Source organism: Streptomyces sp. NPDC048290, assembly GCF_040652095.1.
In the GTDB taxonomy this organism is placed as follows: Bacteria; Actinomycetota; Actinomycetes; order Streptomycetales; family Streptomycetaceae; genus Streptomyces.
The window spans coordinates 12,669-38,487 of sequence record NZ_JBEZLM010000007.1 but is presented as its reverse complement, the minus strand read 5'-3'; the positions used below and the strand labels follow the sequence as shown (position 1 = coordinate 38,487).

At 72.4% G+C, this 25,819-nt stretch carries 26 protein-coding genes; 12 read left to right on the top strand and 14 right to left on the bottom strand.

Annotated features, from left to right (window positions below; genetic code table 11):
* Positions 1-136 precede the first annotated feature (136 nt).
* On the bottom strand, positions 137-769 hold the full coding sequence (locus AB0D49_RS13785) for a suppressor of fused domain protein (protein WP_362755936.1): 633 nt from the start codon (positions 767-769) through the stop codon (positions 137-139).
* A gap of 616 nt (positions 770-1,385) precedes the next feature.
* Here AB0D49_RS13785 and AB0D49_RS13780 point away from each other — a divergent pair.
* Together AB0D49_RS13780 and AB0D49_RS13775 are read left to right on the top strand one after the other, a co-directional pair.
* Entirely contained in the window at positions 1,386-2,504 is a 1,119-nt protein-coding gene (locus tag AB0D49_RS13780) for a magnesium and cobalt transport protein CorA (RefSeq protein WP_362755933.1), read from the top strand.
* A 22-nt stretch (positions 2,505-2,526) separates the two neighbouring features.
* Entirely contained in the window at positions 2,527-3,057 is a 531-nt protein-coding gene (locus tag AB0D49_RS13775) for a hypothetical protein (RefSeq protein ID WP_362755930.1), read from the top strand.
* 28 nt (positions 3,058-3,085) lie between these two features.
* Here the strand turns inward: AB0D49_RS13775 and AB0D49_RS13770 are convergent, their stop codons facing one another.
* A complete protein-coding gene (locus tag AB0D49_RS13770; protein WP_362755927.1) occupies positions 3,086-3,853 on the bottom strand; it encodes a hypothetical protein in 768 nt (255 codons plus the stop codon).
* Between the two features lie 234 nt (positions 3,854-4,087).
* Here AB0D49_RS13770 and AB0D49_RS13765 point away from each other — a divergent pair, with 234 nt between their 5' ends.
* The 3 genes from AB0D49_RS13765 to AB0D49_RS13755 are packed head-to-tail and all read left to right on the top strand — an operon-like array spanning position 4,088 to position 7,203.
* Positions 4,088-5,377, top strand: coding sequence for a CBS domain-containing protein (locus AB0D49_RS13765; RefSeq protein ID WP_362755924.1), 1,290 nt, complete (start codon positions 4,088-4,090; stop codon positions 5,375-5,377).
* A complete protein-coding gene (locus AB0D49_RS13760; protein WP_362755921.1) occupies positions 5,367-6,026 on the top strand; it encodes a DUF1003 domain-containing protein in 660 nt (219 codons plus the stop codon). Before AB0D49_RS13765 ends, AB0D49_RS13760 begins: the two co-directional genes overlap by 11 nt.
* 43 nt (positions 6,027-6,069) lie before the next feature.
* Entirely contained in the window at positions 6,070-7,203 is a 1,134-nt protein-coding gene (locus tag AB0D49_RS13755) for a P-loop NTPase (protein WP_362755918.1), read from the top strand.
* A gap of 284 nt (positions 7,204-7,487) precedes the next feature.
* Here the strand turns inward: AB0D49_RS13755 and AB0D49_RS13750 are convergent, their stop codons facing one another.
* The 5 genes from AB0D49_RS13750 to sigE all read right to left on the bottom strand — a co-directional run bounded on the left by AB0D49_RS13750 (position 7,488) and on the right by sigE (position 13,186).
* Complete coding sequence (locus AB0D49_RS13750) at positions 7,488-8,150, bottom strand: hypothetical protein (protein WP_362755915.1); 663 nt, start codon at positions 8,148-8,150, stop codon at positions 7,488-7,490.
* Between the two features lie 248 nt (positions 8,151-8,398).
* Positions 8,399-8,878: a sec-independent translocase gene (locus AB0D49_RS13745; protein WP_362755912.1), complete on the bottom strand. Its 480-nt coding sequence runs from the start codon at positions 8,876-8,878 to the stop codon at positions 8,399-8,401.
* 173 nt (positions 8,879-9,051) lie between these two features.
* Complete coding sequence (locus AB0D49_RS13740; protein ID WP_362755909.1) at positions 9,052-10,782, bottom strand: trypsin-like peptidase domain-containing protein; 1,731 nt, start codon at positions 10,780-10,782, stop codon at positions 9,052-9,054.
* A gap of 731 nt (positions 10,783-11,513) precedes the next feature.
* Positions 11,514-12,488, bottom strand: coding sequence for a zf-HC2 domain-containing protein (locus AB0D49_RS13735; RefSeq protein ID WP_362755906.1), 975 nt, complete (start codon positions 12,486-12,488; stop codon positions 11,514-11,516).
* Positions 12,485-13,186: an RNA polymerase sigma factor SigE gene (gene sigE / locus AB0D49_RS13730; protein ID WP_362756871.1), complete on the bottom strand. Its 702-nt coding sequence runs from the start codon at positions 13,184-13,186 to the stop codon at positions 12,485-12,487. Before sigE ends, AB0D49_RS13735 begins: the two co-directional genes overlap by 4 nt.
* Positions 13,187-13,420: 234 nt before the next feature.
* Between sigE and AB0D49_RS13725 the strand changes: the two genes are divergently transcribed.
* Positions 13,421-14,119 (top strand): O-methyltransferase, encoded by a 699-nt coding sequence (locus tag AB0D49_RS13725; protein WP_362756868.1) that lies wholly within the window; start codon positions 13,421-13,423, stop codon positions 14,117-14,119.
* Positions 14,120-14,320: 201 nt separating this feature from the next.
* Here AB0D49_RS13725 and AB0D49_RS13720 read toward each other — a convergent pair whose 3' ends face one another.
* Positions 14,321-14,488, bottom strand: a complete 168-nt coding sequence (locus AB0D49_RS13720) for a DUF3117 domain-containing protein (protein WP_003966491.1) — start codon at positions 14,486-14,488, stop codon at positions 14,321-14,323.
* 376 nt (positions 14,489-14,864) lie between these two features.
* Here AB0D49_RS13720 and AB0D49_RS13715 point away from each other — a divergent pair, with 376 nt between their 5' ends.
* A complete protein-coding gene (locus AB0D49_RS13715) occupies positions 14,865-15,668 on the top strand; it encodes an enoyl-CoA hydratase-related protein (protein WP_362755903.1) in 804 nt (267 codons plus the stop codon).
* Between the two features lie 18 nt (positions 15,669-15,686).
* Here AB0D49_RS13715 and AB0D49_RS13710 read toward each other — a convergent pair whose 3' ends face one another.
* Together AB0D49_RS13710 and AB0D49_RS13705 are read right to left on the bottom strand one after the other, a co-directional pair.
* On the bottom strand, positions 15,687-16,274 hold the full coding sequence (locus tag AB0D49_RS13710; protein WP_362755900.1) for a DNA-3-methyladenine glycosylase I: 588 nt from the start codon (positions 16,272-16,274) through the stop codon (positions 15,687-15,689).
* On the bottom strand, positions 16,271-16,627 hold the full coding sequence (locus AB0D49_RS13705) for a DivIVA domain-containing protein (RefSeq protein WP_362756865.1): 357 nt from the start codon (positions 16,625-16,627) through the stop codon (positions 16,271-16,273). Before AB0D49_RS13705 ends, AB0D49_RS13710 begins: the two co-directional genes overlap by 4 nt.
* Positions 16,628-16,774: 147 nt before the next feature.
* Here AB0D49_RS13705 and folP point away from each other — a divergent pair, with 147 nt between their 5' ends.
* Positions 16,775-17,635: a dihydropteroate synthase gene (gene folP, locus AB0D49_RS13700; RefSeq protein WP_362755897.1), complete on the top strand. Its 861-nt coding sequence runs from the start codon at positions 16,775-16,777 to the stop codon at positions 17,633-17,635.
* A 42-nt stretch (positions 17,636-17,677) separates the two neighbouring features.
* On the opposite strand, the gene AB0D49_RS13695 is transcribed toward folP, so the two are convergent.
* Both AB0D49_RS13695 and dapE read right to left on the bottom strand, forming a co-directional pair.
* Positions 17,678-18,436: a TIGR00730 family Rossman fold protein gene (locus AB0D49_RS13695; RefSeq protein WP_362755894.1), complete on the bottom strand. Its 759-nt coding sequence runs from the start codon at positions 18,434-18,436 to the stop codon at positions 17,678-17,680.
* Between the two features lie 205 nt (positions 18,437-18,641).
* Positions 18,642-19,745, bottom strand: coding sequence for a succinyl-diaminopimelate desuccinylase (gene dapE, locus AB0D49_RS13690; protein ID WP_362755891.1), 1,104 nt, complete (start codon positions 19,743-19,745; stop codon positions 18,642-18,644).
* A gap of 139 nt (positions 19,746-19,884) precedes the next feature.
* Between dapE and AB0D49_RS13685 the strand changes: the two genes are divergently transcribed.
* Positions 19,885-20,856: a heavy metal transporter gene (locus AB0D49_RS13685; protein WP_362755888.1), complete on the top strand. Its 972-nt coding sequence runs from the start codon at positions 19,885-19,887 to the stop codon at positions 20,854-20,856.
* Between the two features lie 380 nt (positions 20,857-21,236).
* A complete protein-coding gene (locus tag AB0D49_RS13680; protein WP_362755885.1) occupies positions 21,237-21,662 on the top strand; it encodes an ATP-binding protein in 426 nt (141 codons plus the stop codon).
* 249 nt (positions 21,663-21,911) lie between these two features.
* Here the strand turns inward: AB0D49_RS13680 and AB0D49_RS13675 are convergent, their stop codons facing one another.
* Together AB0D49_RS13675 and fdxA are read right to left on the bottom strand one after the other, a co-directional pair.
* Positions 21,912-23,009 (bottom strand): bifunctional succinyldiaminopimelate transaminase/glutamate-prephenate aminotransferase, encoded by a 1,098-nt coding sequence (locus tag AB0D49_RS13675; RefSeq protein WP_362755881.1) that lies wholly within the window; start codon positions 23,007-23,009, stop codon positions 21,912-21,914.
* A gap of 93 nt (positions 23,010-23,102) precedes the next feature.
* On the bottom strand, positions 23,103-23,423 hold the full coding sequence (gene fdxA, locus AB0D49_RS13670) for a ferredoxin (RefSeq protein ID WP_003985062.1): 321 nt from the start codon (positions 23,421-23,423) through the stop codon (positions 23,103-23,105).
* A 141-nt stretch (positions 23,424-23,564) separates the two neighbouring features.
* Here fdxA and AB0D49_RS13665 point away from each other — a divergent pair, with 141 nt between their 5' ends.
* Positions 23,565-24,632: a GNAT family N-acetyltransferase gene (locus AB0D49_RS13665; RefSeq protein ID WP_362755878.1), complete on the top strand. Its 1,068-nt coding sequence runs from the start codon at positions 23,565-23,567 to the stop codon at positions 24,630-24,632.
* 65 nt (positions 24,633-24,697) lie between these two features.
* Positions 24,698-25,510, top strand: a complete 813-nt coding sequence (locus AB0D49_RS13660) for a transglutaminase-like domain-containing protein (protein WP_362755875.1) — start codon at positions 24,698-24,700, stop codon at positions 25,508-25,510.
* Positions 25,511-25,819: the final 309 nt, after the last annotated feature.

Sequence of the window (25,819 nt, the reverse complement as noted above, 5' to 3'; positions counted from 1 at the left end):
GGCCGCCGGGCTCCCGCCCCGCCCGCACGGCACGCCCCCACGGCCGTACCAACTGAACGGCCGGACAGGTGAGTTCCGTCACGACCCGCACCGACACGACCCGCGCCGACCGGAACCCCGGGAACCACCCCGCCGCTCACCCCAGCGGCACAGCCCCCCGCAGCGGGTCCCGGAGATCCGTCCCGTACGTCAGCCAGCGCTCCTGGAGCGCCCCGGCCCCGTGCACCCGCTTCCACGCGGCCTCGTTCGGGGTCATCGGCAGCAGCGGCAGGAACCGCACCGGATCACGGGGCTCGTCCAGTTCCAGGTCCTCGACGAGACCGCCCGGCTCGGCGACCAGGACGGCGGTGAAGGGAGCGCCGGGCCACAGCGGACCGCCCACGTCCAAGGACGCCCCGGGCGCCACGATCACGCCCTCGACCTGCGGGGACGCGGCGAGCACGGCGAGCGGACGGAGCACCTGGTCGGTGTCGGCGAGCCCGGACCTGACGGAGATGATCAGCTCCGCGCGGGGGCCCTTGACGGGGTCGGCGACCAGCGCGGTGGGGTCCGCCATCGGCTGGGCGGACATGCCCAGGGTGGCGTAACGGACGATGTCCGCTTCGTAGCGGACGATGTCCGCCTCCGGCGCCCCCGGGCCCTCCCCGGCGCCCCGGAAACGGAGCACCTCGACGCGGTCCGTGCCGAGGAAGGTGACGGCCGCGCGGGCGTCCGGCGTACCCAGCGCGGAGCGCAACCGGGCCTCGACCAGAGGAAGAACATCAGCCATGCCGGGAGCATAGAACTCGTCAGTACCGGGCAATGCAGCCCCTTGACACTTCTGTCGGCTGATACTCTTGCCCGGTCGTCGGGCGGCGCGCGGCAAGCGTCGGCCCACAGCCCGGCCGACACCGAGCATTCCCCGGGACTCCCTCGGGGAGTCTTTCCGCGGGGCGCGTTCCCCGGGAAATGGATCGTCCCTCACCAGGGACCGGCCGGAGGAGGTGGGGCTGCAATGGATCGAAGTCGATCGTGCAGTAGCACCCGCTCTTCCGGCCTCTGAAGCACTTCTGACGTAGCCGCCCGCGTATCGGGCTCCTCGCTCCGAAAGTTCCGAACATCTGGAGTTCTGGAGCCCTGGTCGGCTGCTGCCTCTCGCGTTCTCGTCACCACGGAAGAGCACCCGTCCCGTACTGCTCGCGTACCGCTCGCCATCGCCTGCGTACCGCGTGATCCGTCTGTTCTTCCGCCTGTACTGACTCAGCAGCGAAGCTCGCCACCGCGACGGTGCGGTGCTCCCCGCTTTGTGGACGTGCCACACATCCCGTAGCACGGACGTCCTCATTCCGGGCAGTTCCATCCGCCGCGGGCCTGTGGGCCGCTGCTCCGTCGCGAAGGAGCCTGCCATGTCGATGATCCGTGACCTGCGTGCCGCCGTCCGGCCCGGCCGCCCCGGTGCCCCGCGCAAGGACACCGGCGGTTACGACACCACCCGCGACCCCTCGACCCCCTCGGCGGTCGTGGACTGCGCCGTCTACCGCGATGGCGCCCGCGTCGAGACCCCCGCCTCGCTGACCCCCCAGGAGGCCATGCGCCAGGTGCGCCGCTCCGGCGGCTTCGTCTGGATCGGGCTGCACGAGCCGACCGAAGCCGAATTCGCCGGGATCGCCTCCGAGTTCGGGCTGCACCCGCTGGCCGTGGAGGACGCCGTGCAGGCGCACCAGCGGCCCAAGCTGGAGCGCTACGACGACTCCCTGTTCACGGTCTTCAAGACCATCCACTACGTGGAGCACGACGAGCTGACCGCGAACAGCGAGATCGTGGAGACCGGTGAGGTGATGTGCTTCACCGGCCGGGACTTCTTCATCACCGTGCGGCACGGCGGACAGGGCTCGCTGCGGGGGCTGCGCCACCGGCTCCAGGACGACCCCGAGCTGCTCGCCAAGGGCCCCTCGGCGGTGCTGCACGCCATCGCCGACCATGTGGTGGACGGCTACATCGCGGTCGCGGACGCCGTGCAGGACGACATCGACGAGGTGGAGACCGAGGTCTTCTCGCCGGGCCGCAAGGGGTCGCCGCGCGGTACGGACGCGGGGCGGATCTACCAGCTCAAGCGTGAGGTGCTCCAGTTCAAGCGGGCGGTGGCGCCGCTGCTGCGGCCGATGCAGCTGCTCAGTGAGCGGCCGATGCGGCTGATCGACCCGGACATCCAGAAGTACTTCCGGGACGTGGCCGACCATCTGGCCCGGGTGCAGGAGCAGGTGATGGGGTTCGACGAGCTGCTGAACTCGATCCTTCAGGCCAATCTCGCGCAGGCGTCGGTGGCACAGAACGAGGACATGCGGAAGATCACCTCGTGGGCGGCGATCATCGCCGTACCGACCATGGTGTGCGGGGTGTACGGCATGAACTTCGATCACATGCCGGAGCTGCGCTGGCGGTTCGGGTACCCGATGGTGCTCGGGATCACCGCGTTCATCTGCTTCGGCATCCACCGCACGCTCAAGCGCAACGGCTGGCTGTAGCGGGGCTGACTAGGCTGGCGCCATGACATCTGAGCGCGAGCGGTCCGGGTCCGAGCTGCTCGACCGGGCCCTGGTCGAGGAGGCCACCAAGAAGTCCGGCCTGATCTGGGTCCGCGGCCCCGGCACCGCGGACCGCGCGCTGTGGCACGTCTGGCACGAGGGCGCGGCATACGTCGTCGGCGACGGGCCCGGCGAGCAGCCGCTGCCGGGGCTGTCGGACGGCGGGACGGCGGAGGTCACCGTCCGCAGCAAGGACAAGGGCGGCCGGCTGGTCGTCTGGACGGCGGCGGTCGCGGAGCTGGCGCCGGGCGGGGAGCCCTGGCGGGCGGCGGTGGCGGAGCTGAAGGGCAAACGGCTGAACGCCCCCGACGGCGAGGCGATGCCGGACCGCTGGCAGCGCGAGTGCCGGGTGCTGCGGCTGACCCCGACGGGCGCGACGGCGCCGCTGCCGGACGGTCCGCTGGCCCGGCCCCCGCTGCCGTCCCCGGCGACCACCCGCGAACCCGCCCCGGCGGGCCTGCCCCGGCTGCTCTTCAAGCGCCGCGCGCGCTGACCGGCGTACGGCCGGCCCCTCCCTCGGGCTACGACGTCGGGAGTTGCTTGCCGTAGTCCACCGTCTCGTCCTCCGCCGGTTCCTCCAGGGGGAAGTCCTTGCCCCAGTCGGAGAAGGTGAGGGTGCCCGCGCCGCCCGCGCGGGACAGCAGCAGCGGATAGGGGGTGCCCTCCAGGGAGACGTCGAGGGTGCCGCCCGCGCCCTGGTCGCCGGTGAGGCGGATGGTGCGGACCCCGGCCCGCTCATGGCGGCCGTCGGTGGAGAGCGTGCCGTGCAGCGTGAGCAGCCCGTCCAGCAGTACGGCCTTGTCGGTGAAGCCGGTGAACTTCTCGTAGGAGGGGTCGCCCTCGGGGACCTTCACATACTTGCCGTCGAGCTTGGCCGCCGCGGCGGTGTCGGACTCCCCGCCGTCCCCCCCGTTTCCTTCCCCGCCGCCCGTCCAGAAGTCGCCGTCCGCCATCAGATACAGCACGTCGCCGATCCGCAGCAGCTGGAAGGTCGCCCCCTCGGCGGTCACCGACCCGCTCCCGCCCTCCTTCTTCAGCCGCATGTCGAGCTTGTAGGTCTTGCCGCCCGCCGTCACGCTCCCGGCCAGCCGGACCGCCGGAGCGCCGTCCGCCGCCGTACGCGTCCTGGTCTGGATCTGCTCCGGGGAGAGCTTGCCGACCCCGTTCGTCCCGGCGTCCGGGTCCTCGCCCGCGCAGCCGGTCAGCGCTGTCGCGCCGGTCATGACCAGGGCGCAGACGGCCCCCACCCATGCGTTCCTACGGAAACGGCCCCGGCGCATAACGATCACAGGTGACGCTGCCTTTCTGGCGGGTGTCCTCAGCGGCGTACGGCAGCGTACCGGGGCCCGGAACACCCGTCGGAGCCAGTCCGTCCGGACCCCCCACCTGCGCGGATCGGACCGGTACGGGCTAGCCTGAAGCCCGATCGAACCGAGCGATTCGGCACATTGGACACGAGTGCGGCAAACCGCTGAGGACAGTGCGCGGCCCGCCCGCATCCGGACCCGGGAAGGAGGCGCGGTATGGCCGCCGGCGCCCCCCGGATCTTCGTCTCGCACCTCTCCGGCACCGCCTGCTTCGACCCCAACGGCGACCATGTGGGCCGGGTCCGGGACGTCGTGGTGATGCTGCGGGTCGGCCGCCGTCCGCCCCGGGTGCTCGGACTGGTCGTCGAACTCGCCACCCGGCGCCGGATCTTCCTGCCCATGACCCGGGTCACCGGGATCGACTCCGGCCAGGTCATCACCACCGGGGTGCTCAATGTCCGCCGGTTCGAGCAGCGCCCCACCGAACGGCTGGTCTTCGGCGAACTCCTGGACCGGCGGGTCACCCTCACCGAGACCGGCGAGGAGGTCACGGTCCTGGATCTGTCGGTGCAGCAGCTGCCCGCCCGCCGGGACTGGGAGGTGGACCGGGTCTACGTCCGCAAGGACCGCAGGACCCGGACGGGCGGCTTCCGCCGGGCCCGGGGCGAGACCCTGACCGTGGAGTGGTCGGCGGTCACCGGCTTCACCCTGGAGGAGCAGCAGCAGGGCGCGGAGACCCTGCTCGCCACCTTCGAGCAGTTGCGCCCCGCCGACCTCGCCAATGTGCTGCACCACCTCTCCCCCAAGCGCCGCGCCGAGGTGGCCGCCGCCCTCGACGACGACCGGCTCGCCGACGTCCTGGAGGAGCTGCCGGAGGACGACCAGATCGAGATCCTCGGCAAGCTCCAGAAGGAGCGCGCGGCGGACGTCCTGGAGGCCATGGACCCGGACGACGCGGCCGACCTGCTCTCCGAACTGCCCGAGGAGGAGAAGGAGCGGCTGCTGAGCCTGATGCAGCCGTCCGACGCGGCCGACGTACGGCGGCTGATGGCCTACGAGGAGCACACCGCGGGCGGGCTGATGACCACCGAGCCGATCGTGCTGCGCCCGGACGCCACCGTCGCCGACGCGCTGGCCCGGGTCCGCAACCCCGATCTGTCCCCGGCGCTGGCCGCCCAGGTCTATGTCTGCCGGGCGCCCGACGAGACCCCGACCGGCAAGTACCTCGGCACGGTCCACTTCCAGCGCCTGCTGCGCGACCCGCCGTACACGCTGGTCAGCTCGATCCTGGACGACGATCTCCAGACCCTGGCCCCGGACGCGGCGCTGCCGGTCGTCGCCGGGTTCTTCGCCACGTACGACATGGTGGCCGCGCCCGTGGTGGACGAGGCGGGGTCGCTGCTGGGCGCGGTGACCGTGGACGACGTCCTGGACCACATGCTGCCGGACGACTGGCGGGAGACGGAGTTCCATCTCGGGGAGGGGGCGGTGGGCGATGGCGCCTGAGCGGGAGAACGCGCGGGAGCGCGGCGGACCGTCCGGCGCGTCCGGATCCTCCGGGTCCTCCGGGTCTTCCGGGTCTTCCGGGCCGACGGGGGCGACCGCCGCGGGCCGGTCCGCCCGCGCCCGGCTGGACCAGCCGATGTCCCGGCGGCGCCGACTGCTGCCGGAGTGGGACCCGGAGGCGTTCGGCCGCCTCTCGGAGCGGATCGCGCGGTTCCTGGGCACCGGGCGGTTCATCGTCTGGATGACGTTCGTCATCATCGCCTGGGTGCTGTGGAACATCGCCGCGCCGGCGCAGCTCCGCTTCGACCAGTACCCGTTCATCTTCCTGACCCTGATGCTCTCGCTCCAGGCGTCCTACGCGGCCCCGCTGATCCTGCTGGCGCAGAACCGGCAGGACGACCGCGACCGGGTCAATCTGGAACAGGACCGCAAGCAGAACGAGCGTTCGATCGCGGACACCGAGTATCTGACCCGGGAGATCGCCGCCCTGCGGATCGGTCTGGGCGAGGTCGCCACCCGGGACTGGCTGCGCTCCGAGCTCCAGGACATGGTCAAGGACCTGGAGCGGCACGACGGGCGGCGCCGCCGCGCCGAGGAGCGGGCACTCCCGGCGGACCGGTCGGCGGGACGTGACGCAGACGACCGGTGACGGGCTTCCCGGGGGCCCTGTCCGGCGCCGTACCATCGTCCCTATGGCTACGGAAGACGCGGTGCGCGAGGCACTGGCGACGGTGAACGACCCCGAGATCAACCGTCCCATCACCGAACTCGGGATGGTCAAATCGGTGGACATCGCCGCGGACGGAGCGGTCGCGGTCGCCGTGTATCTGACGGTCTCGGGCTGCCCCATGCGGGACACCATCACGCAGCGCGTGACCGACGCCGTCGCGGCGGTGGACGGCGTCACCCGGGTCGACGTCACCCTCGACGTGATGAGCGACGAGCAGCGCAAGGAGCTGGCGAGCGCGCTGCGCGGCGGCCAGACCGAGCGTGAGGTCCCGTTCGCCAAGCCGGGCTCGCTGACCCGGGTCTACGCGGTCGCCTCCGGCAAGGGCGGCGTCGGCAAGTCCTCCGTCACCGTCAACCTGGCGGCGGCGATGGCGGCCGACGGTCTGAAGGTCGGGGTCGTGGACGCCGACATCTACGGCCACAGCGTGCCGCGCATGCTGGGCGCGGACGGGCGCCCCACCCAGGTCGAGAACATGATCATGCCGCCGTCGGCGCACGGCGTGAAGGTGATCTCCATCGGGATGTTCACGCCGGGCAACGCGCCGGTCGTCTGGCGCGGCCCGATGCTCCACCGCGCGCTCCAGCAGTTCCTGGCGGATGTCTACTGGGGCGACCTGGACGTCCTCCTCCTCGACCTCCCGCCGGGCACCGGTGACATCGCGATCTCCGTCGCCCAGCTGGTGCCGAACGCCGAGATCCTGGTCGTGACGACCCCGCAGCAGGCGGCGGCCGAGGTCGCCGAGCGCGCGGGCTCCATCGCCGTACAGACCCATCAGAAGATCGTCGGCGTGGTCGAGAACATGTCGGGGCTGCCCTGTCCGCACTGCGGCGAGATGGTCGACGTGTTCGGCACGGGCGGCGGTCAGGCGGTCGCCGAGGGCCTCACCCGCACCACCGGCGCCACTGTCCCGGTCCTCGGCTCGATCCCGATCGACGTCCGCCTGCGCGAGGGCGGCGACGAGGGCAAGCCGGTCGTCCTCTCCGACCCCGACTCCCCCGCGGGCCAGTCCCTGCGCGCGATCGCAGGCAAACTGGGTGGCCGCCAGCGCGGCCTGTCGGGCCTGTCTTTGGGCATCACGCCACGGAACAAGTTCTGACGGCTACGGGAGGCGGCCCTGAGCTGTTCGCTGCTCAGGGGGCGGCCCTGAGCTATTTTCAGGGCCGCGAGCCCCTGGGCTTCTCGCCTAGTCGGGGGTCGAGGTTTCTAGGGCACGAGGGGCGAGCCTCTTAGCGGCGCGAGGGCCGAGGCTTTTGGGGCGCGAGGGGCGAGCCTCTTAGCGACGTGAGGGCCAAGGCTTTTAGGGGCACTGGGGGTACCCCCTCTGGGGGAGGAACTGCGCGAGAAGCGACCACGACCCGCACTCACCCCCGCACCCAAACCTCACTCGTACCCCGCGATGTCCTTGATCACCGCGAACCCCAACCCATACGCGCTCATCCCCCGCCCATACGCGCCCAGATGAACCCCCTCGCCCGTGGAACCAGCGAGCACCCACCCGAACTCCGACTCCCGGTAGTGGAACGCCCGCGGCACCCCATCCACCGGCAGGGACAGCGTCGACCACTCCGCCCCCTCCAGATCGTCCGCGAGGACCCACGCGGTGTCGGTCTGCTGCTCCAGCCAGTCGTCCCGCAGACTGTGGTCCATCTGCCCCGGCCAGGTGCACGTCAGCAGCCCCACCCCGGCCAGCCACGCCGCCGAGGACACCGAGGTGGCCTCCAGCAGCCCGGTACCGTCCGCGCTGCGCCGTGACGGGCTCGCGGCGACGGTCACGACCACAGCGAACCGGTCCCGTTCCTCCGCCGCCGCCTCGCCCCCACGCACCGAGGGCTCGTCACCGTGCCCGATGGACCCGTGCTCCACGGCCCCGTCGGCGGCCGTGCCCACCTGCATCAGCCGCCGCGGCCCGGTGAACGCCTCATCCAGGCCGTACCAGGGAAAGGCAGCGCGCAGATAGCCGTCGACCACGCGGCGCGCGGAGGGAAGCGGTGTACCGTCCTCCGCGGCCGGCGCCTGTTCGACGGCTCGACTCGTCGTCTCCATGTGCCCGGACGCCTCCTCGTTCTCGTCGGACCGGCGTGGCCCGCCCCCCTTCGGGCGTACTCGTCCGGTCCGCACAACAACTCGGCAGCATATCCACACCTCACCGGGCAGCAGGGAAAGCGCCGGGCGCACGGGTCCCCCGGACGGCGCGTTCACACCGCGCGGACGGGTGTACGAGGCGAGGTGCGGCTATGACACGCGTCACATACGCCGGACCCCGTTGGACCGGCTCCGGCGCGGCAGTGCGGTCAGGTGGCGTCGGCGTCGAACGGCGGGCGGTCGTCCCGCGCGGGCTCGGGCTTCTTGACCATGTCGATACGCCCACCGGAGGCACCGGCGCCGGAAGAGGACGACGAGGAAGAGGACGACGAGGATGACGTAGAACCGGACGCGGACGCCTCCGACTCCTTGCCGTGCACCGCGTCGGCGACCTCGGCCATCTCCTTCTTCAGGTCGAAGCCGTTGCGGATCTCCTTGAGCCCCAGCTCGTCGTTGTCCATCTGCTTGCGGATGAACGTCTTGGGGTTGAGATCCTCGAACTCGAAGTCCTTGAACTCCGGCCCCAGCTCCTGCCGGATGTCCTGCTTGGCGCTCTCCGAGAAGTCCCGGATCTTCCGGATCGTACGGGTCACGTCCTGGATCAGCTTGGGGAGCTTGTCCGGACCGAAGACGAGCACGGCAAGGACGATGATCGTCACCAGCTCAAGCGGTCCTATGTCATTGAACACCTGAAGCTCCTTGCCATGTCCGGGCCGCCACCACGGTACCCGCCGTTCCTGTCCGACCGGTACTGTCCCGTGGCGACCAGATGCATGTATGCGACCGCTTTTTCCCGATGTTCGTCTGACGGAACGGCACGGGCACCGGCGGGATTCGTCCGGAATTCATCATGACGGCCCGGTCAGCTGCCGTCGGACGAGCCCAGGACCAGCGAGATCGTCCGCTCCTCACCCTCCCTGAGCAGCTTCAGCTCCAGCCGGTCGCCGGGGCGGTGCGAGCGGGTCTTGACGATCAGCTCCTCGCCGGAGTGGACGCGCTGGCCGTCGATCTCGGTGATCACATCGCCGGGCTCGATCCCGGCGCGGTCGCCGGGGCCGCCCGGGGTGACGGGCGAGCCGCCGTCGCCGGTCTCGGTGTGGACCCGGGCGCCGTCCCCGGAGTAGTCCATGTCGAGGGTCACCCCGATCACCGGATGGGTGGCCTTGCCGGTGTTGATCAGCTCCTCGGCGACCCGTTTGCCCTGGTTGATCGGTATGGCGAAGCCCAGCCCTATCGAGCCGGACTGTCCGCCGTCCAGCTCCGAGCCGCTGCCCGCGGAGCGGATCGCGGAGTTGATGCCGATCACCCGGCCCCGGGAGTCCAGCAGCGGCCCGCCCGAGTTCCCGGGGTTGATCGGGGCGTCGGTCTGGAGGGCGTCGACATAGGAGATGTCCGTGCCGTCGGCCTCACCACCGGCCGTGATCGGGCGCTCGGTGGCGCTGATGATCCCGGAGGTGACCGTGCCGGACAGGTCGAAGGGGGCGCCGATGGCCACGACCGGGTCACCGACCTGCACATTGTCCGAGTTGCCGAGCGGTGCGGGCTGGAGGCCGTGTACGCCGGACACCTTGACCACCGCGAGGTCGTAGCCGCCGTCGCTGCCGATCACCTCGGCCTTGGCGGTGTCCCCGCTGTTGAAGGTGACCGTGATCCGGCCGTCGTCCCCGGCGGGCTCGACAACATGGTTGTTGGTGAGGATGTGACCGTTGCCGTCCAGCACGAAGCCGGTGCCCGTGCCGCCCTCGCCGCCGCCGGACACATGCAGGGTCACCACGCTGGGCAGGGCGCGGGCCGCGATCCCGGCGACCGTGTCGGGCGCCCGCTCGGCGGACTCCTTCCCGGCCTGGGGCAGGTGCACCTCGCTGACCCCGCCCCCACGCTCCAGATACGTCCCCACGGCTCCGCCGATGCCACCGGAGACCAGCGCCAGCGCCAGCGCCCCGCCGATCAGCGCCCCGCGCGACCACCCACGCCGCCGCGCCTCGCCGGACGCCGCGGCCCCGCTCTCCTGCAAGGCACCCGTCGGCCGGGCGGCCCAGGGGTCGTACCGCCCCCAGGGATCAGCGGAGACGGGGGCGCCGGGGGGCGTGAAGCGGGGGGTTTGGTGGGCGGAAGCGTGGTGGACGGGGGGTGCGCCTTGCGCGGCCGGGTGTGCGGGATGGGCGGCGGTCGGTGCGCCGTGGGCAGGGGCAGCGGGTGCGCCATGGGTGGCGGTCGGTGCGCCGTGAGCTGGGGCAGCGGATGTGCCATGGGTGGCGGTCGGTGCGCCGTGAGCGGGTTGCGGAGGGCGCGGGACCGGTACGGCAGTGCCGCCGCCGCTCTGCTGCTGGGGCACTGCCGGTGCGACCGCCGTGCCCTGCGCCGGAGTGGTCGTCGGATGCTGCACGGGCGGCGCGGGCGCCCAGGGACCGGGCTGCCCGTAGGGCGGGGTGCTGTAACGGTCGGGCTCATGCAGGGGCCTGTCGGAGCGAGGCTGGGCGCCGGAAGGCGGCGCGTCGGCATGAGGCTGGGCGCTGGCAGGCGGCGCGTCGGCATGAGGCTGGGCGCTGGCAGGCGGCACGTCAGCGTGAGGCTCGGCGCCGGAGGGAGGCATGTCAGCGCGGGACTCGGCGCGAGGCCCGGCAGAAGAAGGCGGCGCGTCGGCGCGGGACTCGGCTCGAGGCCCAGCTCCAGAAGGCGGCGCGTCGGCGCGGGACTCGGCACCAGAAGGCAGCACGTCAGCACGCGACTCAGCGCGAGGCTCGGCACCAGAAGCCGACACATCACCCCAAGCCCCCGTACCAGAACCCCCCACGCCGGAGGCCCCAGCACCAGAAACCCCCGCCCCGGAGCCCCCCACATCAGCAGACCCACCCGCATCAGCCCCAGCCCCGCCCCCAGCCCCCGGTAGCACACCAGAGACCCCGGCACCCCCCACCGCGGCATCCCAAGGCTCGCCCGCAGCCACCTGCCCCACCGGACGCTCCAGCACGAAATCCCCGTCCCCGGGGCCCGGCTCGGGGCGCTCCGGCTCAGGCTCGGCGGGGGCACCCATCGCTCGGGACCGCTCTGGGACATCCATCGCCCGGGAGCCCTCGGCGGCATCCCTCGACGCCACCCCCGGCGCCCCCGGCTCCAGCGGCACCACCGGCTCGCCCGGTACGCGCGGCTCGCCCGCCGGGCCCTGCGTGGGCTTCCCCTCGTCCATGCTCTCCCCACAGCTGGCCGCGGCCCACCGCACAGACGGCGACCGCGGTACGTCGACTCCGCGCCCGGCAGCCTGCCGAAGGCGCGGTCCACCCCGGATTCAACCAGGTTCGCCCCGCGGACGGACTCCGCTCCTGGTCAGCGGGCCGGGGTGGCGGGACCGGTCTGCGGTGGGGCGGAGGCGCCGGGGGTGGACCCGGCGAGCAGCCCGGGGGCGGCGATCTCCGGCACTTCCGACCACTCGGCGAGCATCAGCGGCGGAGTCGCGGCGAAGGGGCGTATCAGCGGGGACATGGCCGCGGCCCCCGCTTCGACGGCGCCGGCCAGCGGGTGCGACACCTGCTGGGTGACCGGAACGCCGGGCAGCAGCGGGGCGGACACCTCGGTGGCGGCCACGGAGCCGTCCAGCGACTGCTGTCCCTGGGCGAGCACCGGTCCGGCACCGCGTCGGCGCTGGCTCTCCGGCGCCGTCGTGGCCCCCGTGCCCGGTGAGCGCATCGGGGTGACATTGCTGCCGTTGCCGCCGCGGGCGTCGTTGGTGGTGTCGCCCGGCATCCCGGTGGTGACCCCGCCCAGCGCGATGGCGGCCAGCGACACCGCCCCGGCGGCGACGAAGGCGAACCGGCGCCCGCGCGAGGCGGTGCCCCGGTCGGGGTCGGGCCGCCGCACCTCATGGATACGGAAGCCGCGGTGACCGGTGGCCGCGGCGGCGGGCAGGATCGCGGCGGACCGGCGGGCGGCCACGTACGCGAAGTCGTAGCGCTCGCCGCGCTCGGTACCGAACGGTCCGGCGGGCGGGCGGCCCGACAGTCCGTCGAGGAAGCCTCTGTCGTCGAGCGGGCCGCCCCCGTCGCCGTCACCGCCGCCCGGCAGGCCCTGGAGCCGGGCCAGGAAGCTGGCGGAGGGCGGGGGCGGGGCGGCCTCGGCGAAGACGTTCTTCAGACGGCGCTGGGCGTCGACCTCCGCCTTGCAGCGGGCACAGGTCGCCACATGCGCCAGGACCCGCTCGCGCGTGTCATGACTCAGCTCGCCGTCCACCAGGGCGGCGAGTCGGTCTCCCAGATGCTGTTCTGCCAGGCGCTCCTCGGCAGATTTCGGCCGTGATCCACTCACGCGGGCGCGCCCCCTCCTCCCAGAGCGGGAACGCGGGGCACGAACGCGCGGCGCTCGGCACGCGCCTCGGGCGAACGGTGCGCGAGGGCCTTGCGCAGCTGCGAACGGCCCCGGTGGATCCGCGAGCGGACGGTGCCCAGCTTCACACCGAGGGTCGCGGCGATCTCCTCGTACGACAGTCCTTCAATGTCGCACAGGACGACCGCGGCGCGGAACTCGGGCGCGAGGGTGTCCAGCGCCTGCTGGACGTCCGCGTCGAAGTGGGCGTCGTTGAAGACCTGCTGCGGGTTGGGCTCGCGGCTGGGCAGTCGCTCCGCCGCGTCCTCACCGAGGGCGTCGAACCGGATGCGCTGCTTGCGCCGGACCATGTCGAGGAAGAGGTTGGTGGTGATGCGGTGCAGCCAGCCCTCGAAGGTGCCCGGCGTATAGGTCGACAGGGACCGGAAGACGCGGACGAAGACCTCCTGGGTGAGGTCCTCAGCGTCATGCTGGTTGCCGGTGAGGCGGTACGCGAGGCGGTAGACCCGGCCACTGTGCGTGCTGACGATCTCCTCCCAGGTGGGCGGAGTCCACGCCTGCCCGTCCGCGTCGGTGGAGAAGGTCGCGGTCGTGGTCCGGTCAGCGGCGTGACGGTGGTCAGCAGCGTTGTTGTTCACGGATTTCGGCCTGCCCGCCGACCCGAGAAAGCGCCGGAGCACTCCTCCCCGATCCACAGGTCCGGCCGCACCTCCCCTGTCGGCTCTGGTGGTGTCCAGTGGAGCCCCTACCATAACCACCTCGCCCGTTAGCTCCTCATAAGCGGTTTTACAAGAGTTTGATCTGTGCTGTTGCGGCTCATACGGCTGCGTCTGCACTTGCTCCGCGCACCGCTCTCCGTCGTGATCCAACCGTGTCCCCCGTGTCCGTGCTCACCCTTCTAAACGCCCGGTCCCATCAGCGGGTTCCCGGCGCCAACGGATACAGTCACGCCGAAGGACCAACGGGGACAGGAGAGGGTCATTACCGGCAACCGGCAGACGAGCTGGGCGTTCGCCGACGCCTATGTCGCCGAGGACGAAGCGCTGCACTGGGCCCGGGAGCGGGCCCGTGAGGCAGGGCTGCGCTCGGTGTCGCCCGGCACGGGTGCCGCGCTGCGGCTGCTGGCGGCTTCCGTGGACGCCAAGGCGGTCGCGGAGATCGGGACCGGTACCGGAGTCTCCGGAATCCATCTGCTGCACGGGATGCGCCTGGACGGGGTGCTGACGACCGTGGACCCCGAGCCGGAGCACCAGCAGTTCGCCCGGCAGGCGTTCCGCGCCTCCGGGTTCGCCGGGAACCGGGCCCGGTTCATCCCCGGCCGGGCGCTGGACGTGCTCCCCCGGCTCGCGGACGCCGGGTACGACCTGGTCTTCTGCGACGGTGACCGGCTGGAGGTACTCGACTACCTCGCTGAATCGTTGCGCCTGCTGCGCCCCGGTGGCCTGGTGGTCTTCGAGGGCGTCTTCGCCAACGGCCGTACGGTCGGTTCCGGTCCGCAGCCCACCGAGGTGCTGCGGCTGCGGGAGCTGCTGCGGTCGGTGCGGGAGAGCCAGGAGCTGGTGACGTCCCTGCTGCCGATGGGCGACGGTCTGCTCTGCGCGGTCAAGCGCTGAGCCGGTCCGGGCCGACCGGACGCAGGGCCGGACAGACAGCCGGACGGACGGCCGGACAAAGAAATAGACAGACGTTCGAGGCGGCCCCGGATGAAGCAGCCCAGGAACGAGCAACCGCCCCCGCACCGAGTGGGTGCGGGGGCGGCTGAAAGGGTGCTGAAAGGGTGGGTCGCTCGCGACCGGACCTCAGTGGTGCCGTGGTCAGCCCACGACCTTCTTGAGGGCGTCGCCGAGCGCGTCGGCCTCGTCCGGGGTCAGCTCGACGACGAGCCGACCGCCGCCTTCGAGCGGAACGCGCATGACGATGCCCCGCCCCTCCTTGGTCACCTCGAGCGGGCCGTCGCCCGTCCGCGGCTTCATGGCCGCCATGCTCGTTCCCCTTCCTGAAACCAGCTCATCGTCAAAGCCGACGGCCCACTGTGGGGCACGCGCGGCCCTCGGGGACACGCGACACCGGCATCGAACACATTGCTTCCCGGCCATTATCCCGCATCTCGCGACCCGATGACCAACATCAGTCGGCATCGCTTGGGCAACGCGCGCGAGCAAAACCACTCAATTCGGCGATCGGAACGCGATACTGCGCTCCCGCACGGACTTCCGGCCGCCGGAAACCGGCCCGAATTCTTTGACGCAGGTCACACGTCCGTTCCGGTGCGGCGACCGTGATCTCCGCCATGCTGTCCTCAGCACACGACCTACCGTTCGGTACGCGCCGGACGCCCGACGACGGAGAGGACACCCCATGGCCGACACCGTGCTCTACGAGGTGAGCGACGGACTCGCGACGATCACGCTGAACCGCCCCGAGGCGATGAACGCGCTCGACGTCGCCACCAAGGTCGCCCTCCGTGAGGCGGTCCGGTCGGCGGCGGACGACGGGGCGGTCCGGGCGGTGCTGCTGACCGCCGCCGGGGAGCGGGCGTTCTGTGTGGGCCAGGACCTCAAGGAGCACATCGGGCTGCTGGCCGCGGACCGCGAGGCGGGCGGCGGCCAGACCATGAGCACGGTCCGGGAGCACTACAACCCGGTCGTACGGACCCTGGCCCGGATGCCCAAGCCGGTGGTCGCCGGGGTGAACGGCGTCGCCGCGGGGGCGGGCTTCGGCTTCGCGCTGGCCGCGGACTACCGGGTGGTCGCCGACACCGCCTCCTTCAACACGTCCTTCGCGGGCGTCGCGCTCACCGCGGACTCCGGGATCTCCTGGACCCTGCCCAAGGTCGTCGGCCCCGGCCGCGCCGCCGACCTGCTGCTCTTCCCGCGCGGGATCAAGGCGCAGGAGGCGTACGAGCTGGGGATCGCCAACCGGGTGGTGCCCGCCGCCGAGCTGCGCGCGGAGGCCGAGAGCGTGGCCCGCGCCCTGGCCGAGGGCCCGACGGTGGCCTACGCGGCGCTCAAGGAGTCCCTCGCCTACGGCTTCTCGCACTCCTTGGAGGAGACCTTGGAGAAGGAGGACGAACTCCAGTCCCGCGCGGGGGCCTCCGAGGACCACGCCATCGCCGTACAGGCGTTCGTGGAGAAGCGGAAGCCGACGTACCTGGGGCGGTAGGCCGGACCGGGGAGCCGCCTAGGAGCCGCCTCTGGCAGCGCAGTCCGCGAGGTGGTCGTCGACCAGGCCGCACGCCTGCATCAGCGCGTACGCCGTGGTGGGGCCGACGAAGCGCAGGCCCTTGCGCTTCAGCTCCTTCGACAGGGCCGTGGACTCGGGGGTGACCGCCGGGACGTCCCCGAGGGTGGTGGGGGCGGGGCGGGTGGCCGGGTCGGGGGCGTGGGACCAGATCAGGGCGTCCAGGTCGCCGGGCGCCCAGTCGGCGAGCACCCGGGCGTTGGCCATCGTGGCGTCGACCTTGGCGCGGTTGCGGATGATGCCCGGGTCGGCGAGCAGCCGCTCGCGGTCGGCCTCGGTGAAGGCGGCGACCTCGGCGATCCGGAACCCCGCGAAGGCCGTACGGAAGCCGGGGCGGCGGCGCAGGATGGTGATCCAGGACAGCCCGGACTGGAACGCCTCCAGGCTGAGCCGCTCGAACAGCGCCTCGTCGCCGTGGACCGGGCGGCCCCACTCCTCGTCGTGGTACGCCACGTAGTCCGGGGTGGACAGCGCCCAGGGGCAGCGCAGCACGCCGTCCTCGCCGGGGACGGCCGAGCCGTCGCTCACTGGTGGTCCCCCTCCGCGGGCTTGCCGAGGTCGACGGGGCCCGCGCCGGTGTGGGCGCCCGCGAGTGCGGACTCCAGGTCGGCGATCCGGGCGTCGCGCTCGGCCAGCTCGGCGCCGAGCCGGTTCAGGGCGTCGTCCACCTCCGCCATGCGGTAGCCGCGCACGGCGAGCGGGAAGCGCAGGGCGTCGACGTCGGCGCGGCCCAGGGGGCGGTCCGGGGCCAGCGGGTCGTGCAGCCGCTCGGGGGTCGCGTCGGGCAGCGGGCCGCCGCCGTCGCTGCCGCCGACCACCAGCAGGGTGACCGCGCCGACCACGACGGCGAGCGCGACGACGAGGAACAGGAACATGACCATCGGGTGAGCCCCCACGCTGGGTGTGGTCGATCTGGGATGTCTGGGTCCGATCGTGCCATGCGAGTCTGACAGTTAGGGTCACAGACGGCCGGAACGGGCCGCGGACCAGGATGAACGCGGTCGAGGAGACGAGGAGAGGCGCAGCAGATGCTCAGGCTGGGCAGGCGGGAGTTCGCCGCGCACGAGCCGGTGATCATGGCGATCGTGAACCGGACCCCGGACTCCTTCTACGACCAGGGGGCGACCTTCCACGACGAGGCGGCGCTCGCCCGGGTGGAGCGGGCGATCGCCGAGGGGGCCGCCGTCATCGACATCGGCGGGGTGAAGGCCGGTCCTGGCGAGGAGGTCACGGCCGAGGAGGAGGCGCGGCGCACGGTCGGCTTCGTGGCGGAGGTCCGGCGGCGCCACCCGGACGTGGTGATCAGTGTGGACACCTGGCGGGCCGAGGTCGGCGAGGCGGTCTGCGAGGCCGGGGCGGACGTCCTGAACGACGCCTGGGGCGGGGTCGATCCCCGGCTGGCGGAGGTCGCCGCGCGGTACGGCGTCGGCCTGGTCTGCACCCATGCCGGAGGCGCGGAGCCCCGCACCCGCCCGCACCGGGTGACGTACGACGATGTCGTCGCGGACATCCTGCGGGTGACCGTCGGGCTGGCGGAGCGGGCGGTGGCGCTCGGTGTGCCGCGCGCGTCGGTGATGATCGACCCGGGGCACGACTTCGGGAAGAACACCCGGCACAGCCTGGAGGCGACCCGGCGGCTCGGGGAGCTGGTGGAGACGGGCTGGCCGGTGCTGGTGTCGCTGTCCAACAAGGACTTCGTCGGCGAGACCCTGGACCGGCCGGTCAAGGAGCGGGTGCTCGGGACGCTGGCGACGACCGCGGTGTCGGCGTGGCTGGGCGCCCAGGTGTACCGGGTGCACGAGGTGGCGGAGACCCGGCAGGTGCTGGAGATGGTGGGGTCCATCGCGGGGCACCGGGCACCGGCGGTGGCGCGGCGGGGGCTGGCGTAGCGGACGCGCCGGGAAGGCCCGTCCGCCACCTCTGCGGGGGTCTCAGCGACCCGCCTCCTTGGACACCAGCGCCACCGCCTCGTCCACGTCGTCCGTCACATGGAACAGCAGGAGGTCCTTCTCGGCGGCCTTGCCCTGGGCGATCAGGGTGTTGCGCAGCCAGTCGATGAGACCGCCCCAGTACTCCGTGCCGAACAGCACGATCGGGAAGCGGGTGACCTTCTGGGTCTGGACCAGGGTGAGCGCCTCGAACAGCTCGTCCAGCGTGCCGAGCCCACCGGGCAGCACCACGAACCCTTGCGCGTACTTCACAAACATCATTTTTCGGACGAAGAAGTACCGGAAGTTCAGGCCGATGTCGACATAGGCGTTCAGGCCCTGCTCGAAGGGCAGTTCGATGCCGAGGCCGACCGACACGCCGCCCGCTTCCAGGGCGCCCTTGTTGGCCGCCTCCATGGCGCCCGGTCCGCCGCCGGTGATGACCGCCCAGCCCGCGTCGACCAGGGCCCCGCCGAGCCGGACGCCCGCCAGGTACTCCGGGGAGTCCGCCGGTGTCCGCGCGGAGCCGAAGACGCTGATCGCGGGCGGGAGTTCGGCGAGGGTGCCGAAGCCTTCGATGAACTCCGACTGGATACGCAGGACCCGCCAGGGATCGGTGTGGACCCAGTCGGAAGGGCCGCCCGCGTCCAGCAGCCGCTGGTCCGTCGTGCTGGCCGTCACCTGGCCGCGCCGCCGCAGGACCGGTCCGAGGCGCTGCTCCTCCGGCGGCTGCTTCCTGCCCTCAGGGTTGCCGGTGGCCATATGCGCTCCCTCCGATCGGGTCCCGCCCCGGCCGTCCGGCCGGAGCCGCGGGTCCAGGGAGGGACGTCTTTCCACCTCAGCGTAGATCTACGCCGGTTACGCGCGGGGGACGTCGGCGTGTCCGGGCCGAAGCAGCCAGCGTAAGCGGTCGGCCGGACCTCCGTGGGCCGTACCGGGGGACGGCTGCCGGGCAGAGGAAAGGGCGTCAGAGCGTCAGCCAGCTCCGCAGCCGCTCCTCCGCCGCCAGGATCTTCGCCGTCTCGACCCGTTCGTCCCGCTTGTGCGCCAAGTGCGGATTGCCGGGGCCGTAGTTCACCGCGGGGACGCCGAGCGCGCTGAACCGGGAGACGTCCGTCCAGCCGTACTTGGGCTGCGGGGTGCCGCCGACCGCCTCGATGAACGCCGCCGCGGCCGGATGGGACAGCCCCGGCATCGCCGCGCCGCTGTGGTCCACGACCTGGAAGTCCGTCACCCCGCAGTCCGCGAAGACCTCACGGACATGGGCCACGGCCTCGTCCTCCGTACGGTCCGGGGCATAGCGGAAATTGACCGTGACCACGCAGGCGTCCGGGATGACATTGCCCGCCACCCCGCCCGAGATCCCGACCGCGTTCAGACCCTCGCGGTACTCCAGGCCGTCGATCACCGGGTAGCGCGGCTCGTACGCGGCGAGACGGGCCAGGATCGGGGCGGCGGCGTGGATCGCGTTGGAGCCCATCCAGGAGCGCGCCGAGTGCGCGCGCTCCCCCTCGGTGCTCAGCAGCACCCGCAGGGTCCCCTGGCAGCCGCCCTCGACCTGCCCGTCGGACGGTTCGAGGAGCACCGCGAAGTCGGCGGCGAGCCACTCCGGGTGGTCGGCGGCGAGCAGGCGCAGCCCGTTCAGCTCGGCGGCGACCTCCTCGTTGTCGTAGAAGATGAAGGTCAGATCGCGGTTGGGGGCCGGGACAGTGGCCGCGATGCGGAGCTGGACCGCCACGCCGGACTTCATGTCGCAGGTGCCGCAGCCCCAGAGCATCCCGTCGTCGTCCAGCCGGGAGGGCACGTTGTCCGCGATGGGCACGGTGTCGATGTGCCCGGCGAGCACCACCCGCTCGGCGCGCCCCAGGTCCGTCCGGGCGACGACGTTGTTGCCGTGGCGGTCGACGGTGAGGTGCGGCAGCGCGCGCAGCGCCCGCTCGATCGCGTCGGCGAGGGGCTTCTCGGTGCCGCTGACGGACGGGAGGTCGACCAGCCGCGCGGTCAGCAGGGCCGCGTCCAGGCCGAGATCCAGGCCGGTGGCGGGCGGGGCGCCGGGTGTGGTGTCGGGCATGCGCCGACACTACAGCCGGTGACGGCGGCGCCGCCGGACGGGTACGCGCGCGCCCCGCCGACCGATCCCCCGTCGCCCTCCCGCACACTCCTTCGATGCCTTCCGCCGGACATCACCCGAGGTCAAGTACCTTGTACACGTGTCACAGCCGTACCCCTCCCGCAAGCTCCACGGACGACTCCTGCGCTGCGGCACGGCCTTCCTGGCGATACTCGCCGTCGCGGGCTATCTGGTCGTGCAGTACGTCACCGGCGCCTCCGGCGCGCACTGCAAGGTCGTCGCGGCAAACGGCACGGGCGGGACGTACGACTTCACCCCCGAGCAGGCGGTGAACGCGGCGGCCGTGTCCGCCGTCGGCACCGGGCGCGGGCTGCCCGGACGGGCCGTCACCATCGCGCTGGCCACCGCGCTCCAGGAGTCGGCGCTGCGCAACCTGGACCACGGCGACCGCGATTCGCTCGGCCTGTTCCAGCAGCGCCCGTCCCAGGGCTGGGGCACCGAACGGCAGATCATGGACCCGGTCTACGCGGCGAACGCGTTCTACGACCATCTCGAACAGGTGGACGGCTACACCGAACTGCCGCTCACCGTCGCCGCCCAGCGGGTCCAGCGCAGCGGCTTCCCCACCGCGTACGCCCAGCACGAGGCGGACGCCCAGTTGCTCGCCGACGCCTTCACCGGCCGGGCCGCGGCCACGCTGACCTGCGGGGGCCGCCCCGACGTGACCCGAACCCCGGCGCCGGAACAGCTCCGGGCCGCCGGGCCGGACGTGGTGCGTTCCGCCCTCGTACGGGACTTCGGGCAACTGGAGCGGGCGGGGGCGGCGGCGGGGGCGGGGGCGGGTACGGACGCCGATCGCGTGCCCGCGCCGGGTCCGGCCGGGGTCACCGCGGAGACCAGCGGGCGGACGGTGACCGTGCCGGTGGTGGACGGCTCGGGCGAGGAGCAGGGCTGGCGGTTCGCCCACTGGGCCGTGGCCAACGCCTCGGAGCTGGGGATCGAGAGCGTGTCCTACGCGGGGCGGGAGTGGACCGCAGGGTCCTCCGAGAACCCCTGGGCGGACGGGGCCGGTGGGAGCCGGGACACGGTGCGGATCGTCACCGTCCGCTAGTGCGAAGCGTCCCTCGCGGGGAGTAGCCCGCGACGGTCGCGGCGTTGGGGTGACCGGGATTTCGCGCGGTCACCCCGCCGAACCGCGAATCCCTTGGGAACACCGGGGCGTAAGGATTCGGCAGCGCTTCACGGCAAGTGCCCTTTGCCCGTTTTTATCCGCAACCGATAATGCGACGCATTACCAACTCTTTACGTTGGCGCTCCGCAACCTCGACGGGGGGTCGAGCGGTAGTCACTGCGTCCGAGCCCGGACGGTCCACCGCCGAAACGCATCACCGCGGTGGTTCTTGGCCAGATGGTCAACTCCCGGGCCCGGAAGGACGGTTCACCGTTCGGAACAGCGTCCCGTACATCCCTTTCCTCCGTCGAAGGAGCATCATGTCCCTCCCCCTGACCCGCCGGATCGCCCGTGCCGCGCTGCTCGTCGCTGCGGGAGCGGCTGCCGGGGTCGGTGCGGCCGGCTCCGCCAGTGCGGCCCCCGAACTGCCGGCCACCCCGAACCTGGGCGGACTGACCGCGCTGGACGGCGCGAACATGGGCAACACCCTGGACAGTGCCGCCCGTACCTCCACCGGGCTCGCGGGTGAGGCCGGCGGCAACGCGGTCAAGTCGGCGGTCCCGGCCGCGGGCAAGGTCACCGGTGCGGCGGCCAAGAAGGCGACGCCTGCCGCGCAGAAGGCGGCGGGGGAGGTCGCCGGGTCCGCGGGGGATGTGGTGGGTGAGACCGCGAAGACCGCGACCAAGGGGGGGCTGCCGACGGAGCAGCTGACCAAGGGGGGGCTGCCGCAGCTGCCGCTTGGGTGACGGTGGTTGTTGTCGCCGGTTGTTGAAGAGGGGCCCGGGGTTTGTCTCCGGGTCCCTCTTTCTTTGCGGGTGGGGGGTAGGTGCGGGTGGGTGGGGGCTGGGGTTTTTGCGCAGTTCCTCCCCCAGAGGGGGTACCCCCAGCGCCCCTGGCAGTCGTCGGGTGCGGGTGAGTGGTGGGTTGCTCGCGCAGTTCCCCGCGCCCCTAAGGGGTGGCAGTTCGGCGTGTTGGCAAGTGAAGGGCCCCAAGCATCAACTGGTGAGGCGGGTTACTGCTGCGGTGATGTGGGGGTCTGTGGCTGTGAGGGCTACTCGGATGTGGTGTTGGCCTGCTTCGCCGTAGAAGTCGCCCGGGGCCACCAGGATGCCGAGGTCGGCCAGGTGGGCGACCGTGGTCCAGCAGGGTTCGTCGCGGGTCGCCCAGAGGTAGAGGCTGGCCTCGCTGTGGTCGATGCGGAAGCCGTGGGACTGGAGGGCCGCGCGGAGCGCCTCGCGGCGGGTCGCGTAGCGCTCGCGCTGGACGCGGACGTGGTCGTCGTCGTTGAGCGCCGCCACCGCCGCGGCCTGGGTCGGGGCCGAGGTCATCATGCCGCCGTGCTTGCGGATCTCCAGGAGGGGGCCCAGCACCGCCGGGTCGCCCGCCAGGAAGGCGGCGCGGTAGCCCGCGAGGTTGGAGCGCTTGGAGAGGGAGTGGACGGCCACGATGCCGTCGTACGAGCCGCCGTTGACGTCCGGGTGCAGGACCGAGACCGGGTCGGCCTCCCAGCCCAGTTCGAGGTAGCACTCGTCGGAGAAGATCAGGATGTCGTGGGCTCGGGCCCATGTGACGATCCTGGTCAGTTCCTCCTTGGCGAGGACCTTGCCGGTCGGATTGGACGGGGAGTTCAGCCACAGGAGCTTCAGGCCCTCGGGGTCGAGGGCGGTCGGGTCGTCGTACACCTCGTGGTGGGCGCGGGCCAGGCGGGCGCCGACCTCGTAGGTGGGGTACGCGAGGCGCGGGTGGGCGATCCGGTCGCCGGGGCCCAGGCCCAGCTGGGTGGGGAGCCAGGCGACCAGTTCCTTGGAGCCGACGACCGGCAGGACATGGCGGTGGGTGACCTCCCGGGCGCCCAGGCGGCGGGTGAGCCAGCCGGTGATCGCGTCACGCAGTTCGGGCGTGCCCCAGACCGTCGGATAGCCCGGCGAGTCGGCCGCCGCGACCAGCGCCTTCTGGATCACCTCGGGGACCGGGTCGACCGGCGTGCCGACCGAGAGGTCGACGATGCCGTCCGGGTGGGCCGCGGCGGTCTGCTTGAAGGGGGTCAGCTTGTCCCAGGGGAAGACCGGAAGCCGGTCGGTGACTGCGGACACGGGTTCGTGCTCACTTTCGGTTGCGCGCTGGTACGGCGAACGCCCCGGTTCCACGGCGGGACCGGGGCGGCGCGGGTCGGTCGCGGGGCGCGCTCAGCCGTTCTGCGGCGGCAGCGCGGCGATGAAGGGGTGGTCCCGCTCGATCAGCCCGAGCTTGCTGGCACCGCCGGGCGAGCCCAGCTCGTCGAAGAACTCGACGTTCGCCTTGTAGTAGTCCTTCCACTCCTCCGGAGTGTCGTCCTCGTAGAAGATCGCCTCGACCGGGCAGACCGGTTCACAGGCGCCGCAGTCGACGCATTCGTCCGGGTGGATGTACAAGGACCGGGAGCCCTCGTAGATGCAGTCGACCGGGCACTCCTCGATGCACGCCTTGTCCTTGACGTCGACACAAGGCTGCGCGATGACGTAGGTCACGCTGTCGTTCCTCCTCGATACGGGCGCTGGCGGGCCACCTGGGCTCCGCCGTGCTGGCGCGCGTGAGCGCGGCGTCGTCGATGCCCGCACCTAGTATCTCCGTTCTTGGGCATGATCCGAACAGGAGGGGTGGATTGACCTGTGGAAATCTCGGCGTCCGGGCGCCTCGTCGTCCGAATTACCGCTGCTGACGTGGGAAAACGGGTCTCCGTACGGCAGCGACTCGATCTCCCGGACACCGGGGGTGAATTCACCGACACGGTGGGTGTTCTCACATCCTGGGATGACCATGGGCTGGTGATCACCCGCCGGGACGGCGAGGCGGTCCGGATCGCGGAGTCCACGCTGGTCGCGGGCAAGGTGGTGCCGTCCGCCCCGGCCCGTCGCCGGGGGCCCTCGGCGTCGTACGCGGAGCTGGCGCGGGTCGCCGCGCGGGGCTGGCGTCCGCTGGAGAGCGAGCGGCTCGGGGAGTGGGAGCTGCGGGCCGCCGCCGGGTTCACCCGCCGGGCCAACTCGGTGCTGCCGCTGGGCGATCCCGGCCGACCCCTGGACGACGCGCTGACCGCCGTACGGGAGTGGTACGCGGAGCGGGGGCTGCCCGCGTATGTGCAGGTCGCGACCGGGGGTGACGGGACCGAGGAGCTGCTCGGGGCGGAGCTGGCGGCGCGCGGGTGGGTGCGGGAGGTGAGCGCCGAGCTGTGGGTCGGGGCGCTGGCGCCGGTCGCCGACCGGGCGGAGGGGGCCGGGGTCGTGCTGGCGCGGGCGGCGGACGCCGGGTGGCTGGCGCGCTATCAGCGCAAGGGGGTGGGCGAGGTGGCGCTGCGGGTGCTCGGGAGCGGGGCCTCGGTGTGGTTCGCGAGTGTGCCGGGCGAGGGTGAGGTGCCGGCCGCGATCGGGCGGTGTGTGGTGGACGGGCGGTGGGCCGGGTTCGCGGCGGTCGAGGTCGATCCGGGGGCGCGGCGGCGGGGGCTGGCCACGGAGGTGATGGCTGCGTTGGCCCTCCGGGCGCTGGACGAGGGGGCGTCTGCGGGCTGGCTCCAGGTCGAGGCGGACAACGTGGGGGCGCGGGCGTTGTACGGACGGCTGGGGTTCGCCGTGCATCACGCCTATCACCACTATCGGTTCGCCGGGTCCGACGCCGGGGTCGCCGGGTCCGCCGGGGTTGCCGGGTCCGCCGGGGTTGCCGGGTCCGCCGGGGACGGGGGCTGAGGGGCGTGTCGGCGGGATTCCGGGGGCCGTCGCCGTGTCCGCCGCCGGGGGGACGGGCCGCGGAGGTGCGGCGGCGGTTCGCCGAGGAGGCGCGGTCCGGGGCGCCCGATCTGTCCGCGCTGTGTCTGCTCATCGGGGCCCAGGCGGACGGGGCGCTGGACGACGACGGGATCGACGCGGCGCAGGTCGCGCTGGACGAGTTGGCCGGGCGGCTGCCGTTCCGGCCGGGCGGGGCGTTGGCCTGGGCGGAGGCGTTGCGGGAGCTGCTCGGGGAGCGGTTGGGGTTCCGGGGGTCACCGGCGGAGTACCGGCGGCTGGACGCGTCGCTGCTGCATCGGGTGCTGGAGCGGCGGCGGGGGCTGCCGATCCTGTTGTCGGTGGTGTGGCTGGAGGTGGCTCGGCGGGCGGGGGCGCCGGTGTACGGGGTGGCGCTGCCGGGGCACTTCGTGGTGGGGCTCGGGCCGGTGGGGCGGCGGCCGGTGCTGGTCGATCCGTTCGGTGGGGGGCGGGTGTTGTCGGGGGACGATGCGGAGGTGCTGGTGGCGGGGGCTACGGGGGGTTCCTTGGAGCGGGGGATGTTGGCGCCGGCCGCGCCGTTGGACGTGGTGCGGAGGATTTTGAACAACGTGGGGGTGTGGGCGCGGGGGCGGCCTGAGCGGGTGGATGTCGCCCTGTGGGCGGTGGAGTTGGGGTTGTTGTTGCCTGCTCATGCGGCTCGGTTGCGGTATGAGCGGGGGCGGTTGTTGGTGGAGCGGGGGGATTTTGTGGGTGGGGCCGGGGAGTTGGAGGCGTATGCGGAGGTGGTGGAGGGGGTGGATGCGGGGGCTGCGGAGGTTGTTCGGGGGGAGGCTCGGGCTGCGCGGGCGCGGTTGAATTAGGGCGGGGTGGGGGTGGTTGGGGTTTTGTGTCGGGTGCGGGTGGGTGGTCGTCTTTCGCGCAGTTCCTCCCCCAGAGGGGGTACCCCCAGCGCCCCTGGGGGTTGGGGGGTTGCCGGGGTGCGGGAGCGGGTGCGGGTCGGTGGTCGCTCTTCGCGCAGTTCCCCGCGCCCCTGGAGGCCGGGGGTTGCCGGGGTGCGTGAACGGGTGCGGGTCAGTGGTCGCTCTTCGCGCAGTTCCCCGCGCCCCTGGAGGCCGGGGGTTGCCGGGGTGCGTGAACGGGTGCGGGTCAGTGGTCGCTCTTCGCGCAGT

Bases quoted from the DNA above. Each gene is read 5' to 3' on its own strand.
- AB0D49_RS13785 (WP_362755936.1), bottom strand. From the start codon at position 769: ATGGCTGATGTTCTTCCTCTGGTCGAGGCCCGGTTGCGCTCCGCGCTG.
- AB0D49_RS13780 (WP_362755933.1), top strand. From the start codon at position 1,386: ATGTCGATGATCCGTGACCTGCGTGCCGCCGTCCGGCCCGGCCGCCCC.
- AB0D49_RS13775 (WP_362755930.1), top strand. From the start codon at position 2,527: ATGACATCTGAGCGCGAGCGGTCCGGGTCCGAGCTGCTCGACCGGGCC.
- AB0D49_RS13765 (WP_362755924.1), top strand. From the start codon at position 4,088: ATGGCCGCCGGCGCCCCCCGGATCTTCGTCTCGCACCTCTCCGGCACC.
- AB0D49_RS13760 (WP_362755921.1), top strand. From the start codon at position 5,367: ATGGCGCCTGAGCGGGAGAACGCGCGGGAGCGCGGCGGACCGTCCGGC.
- AB0D49_RS13755 (WP_362755918.1), top strand. From the start codon at position 6,070: ATGGCTACGGAAGACGCGGTGCGCGAGGCACTGGCGACGGTGAACGAC.
- AB0D49_RS13750 (WP_362755915.1), bottom strand. From the start codon at position 8,150: ATGGAGACGACGAGTCGAGCCGTCGAACAGGCGCCGGCCGCGGAGGAC.
- AB0D49_RS13740 (WP_362755909.1), bottom strand. From the start codon at position 10,782: ATGCCTCCCTCCGGCGCCGAGCCTCACGCTGACGTGCCGCCTGCCAGC.
- AB0D49_RS13720 (WP_003966491.1), bottom strand. From the start codon at position 14,488: ATGGCGGCCATGAAGCCGCGGACGGGCGACGGCCCGCTCGAGGTGACC.
- AB0D49_RS13715 (WP_362755903.1), top strand. From the start codon at position 14,865: ATGGCCGACACCGTGCTCTACGAGGTGAGCGACGGACTCGCGACGATC.
- AB0D49_RS13705 (WP_362756865.1), bottom strand. From the start codon at position 16,627: ATGGTCATGTTCCTGTTCCTCGTCGTCGCGCTCGCCGTCGTGGTCGGC.
- folP (WP_362755897.1), top strand. From the start codon at position 16,775: ATGCTCAGGCTGGGCAGGCGGGAGTTCGCCGCGCACGAGCCGGTGATC.
- AB0D49_RS13695 (WP_362755894.1), bottom strand. From the start codon at position 18,436: ATGGCCACCGGCAACCCTGAGGGCAGGAAGCAGCCGCCGGAGGAGCAG.
- dapE (WP_362755891.1), bottom strand. From the start codon at position 19,745: ATGCCCGACACCACACCCGGCGCCCCGCCCGCCACCGGCCTGGATCTC.
- AB0D49_RS13680 (WP_362755885.1), top strand. From the start codon at position 21,237: ATGTCCCTCCCCCTGACCCGCCGGATCGCCCGTGCCGCGCTGCTCGTC.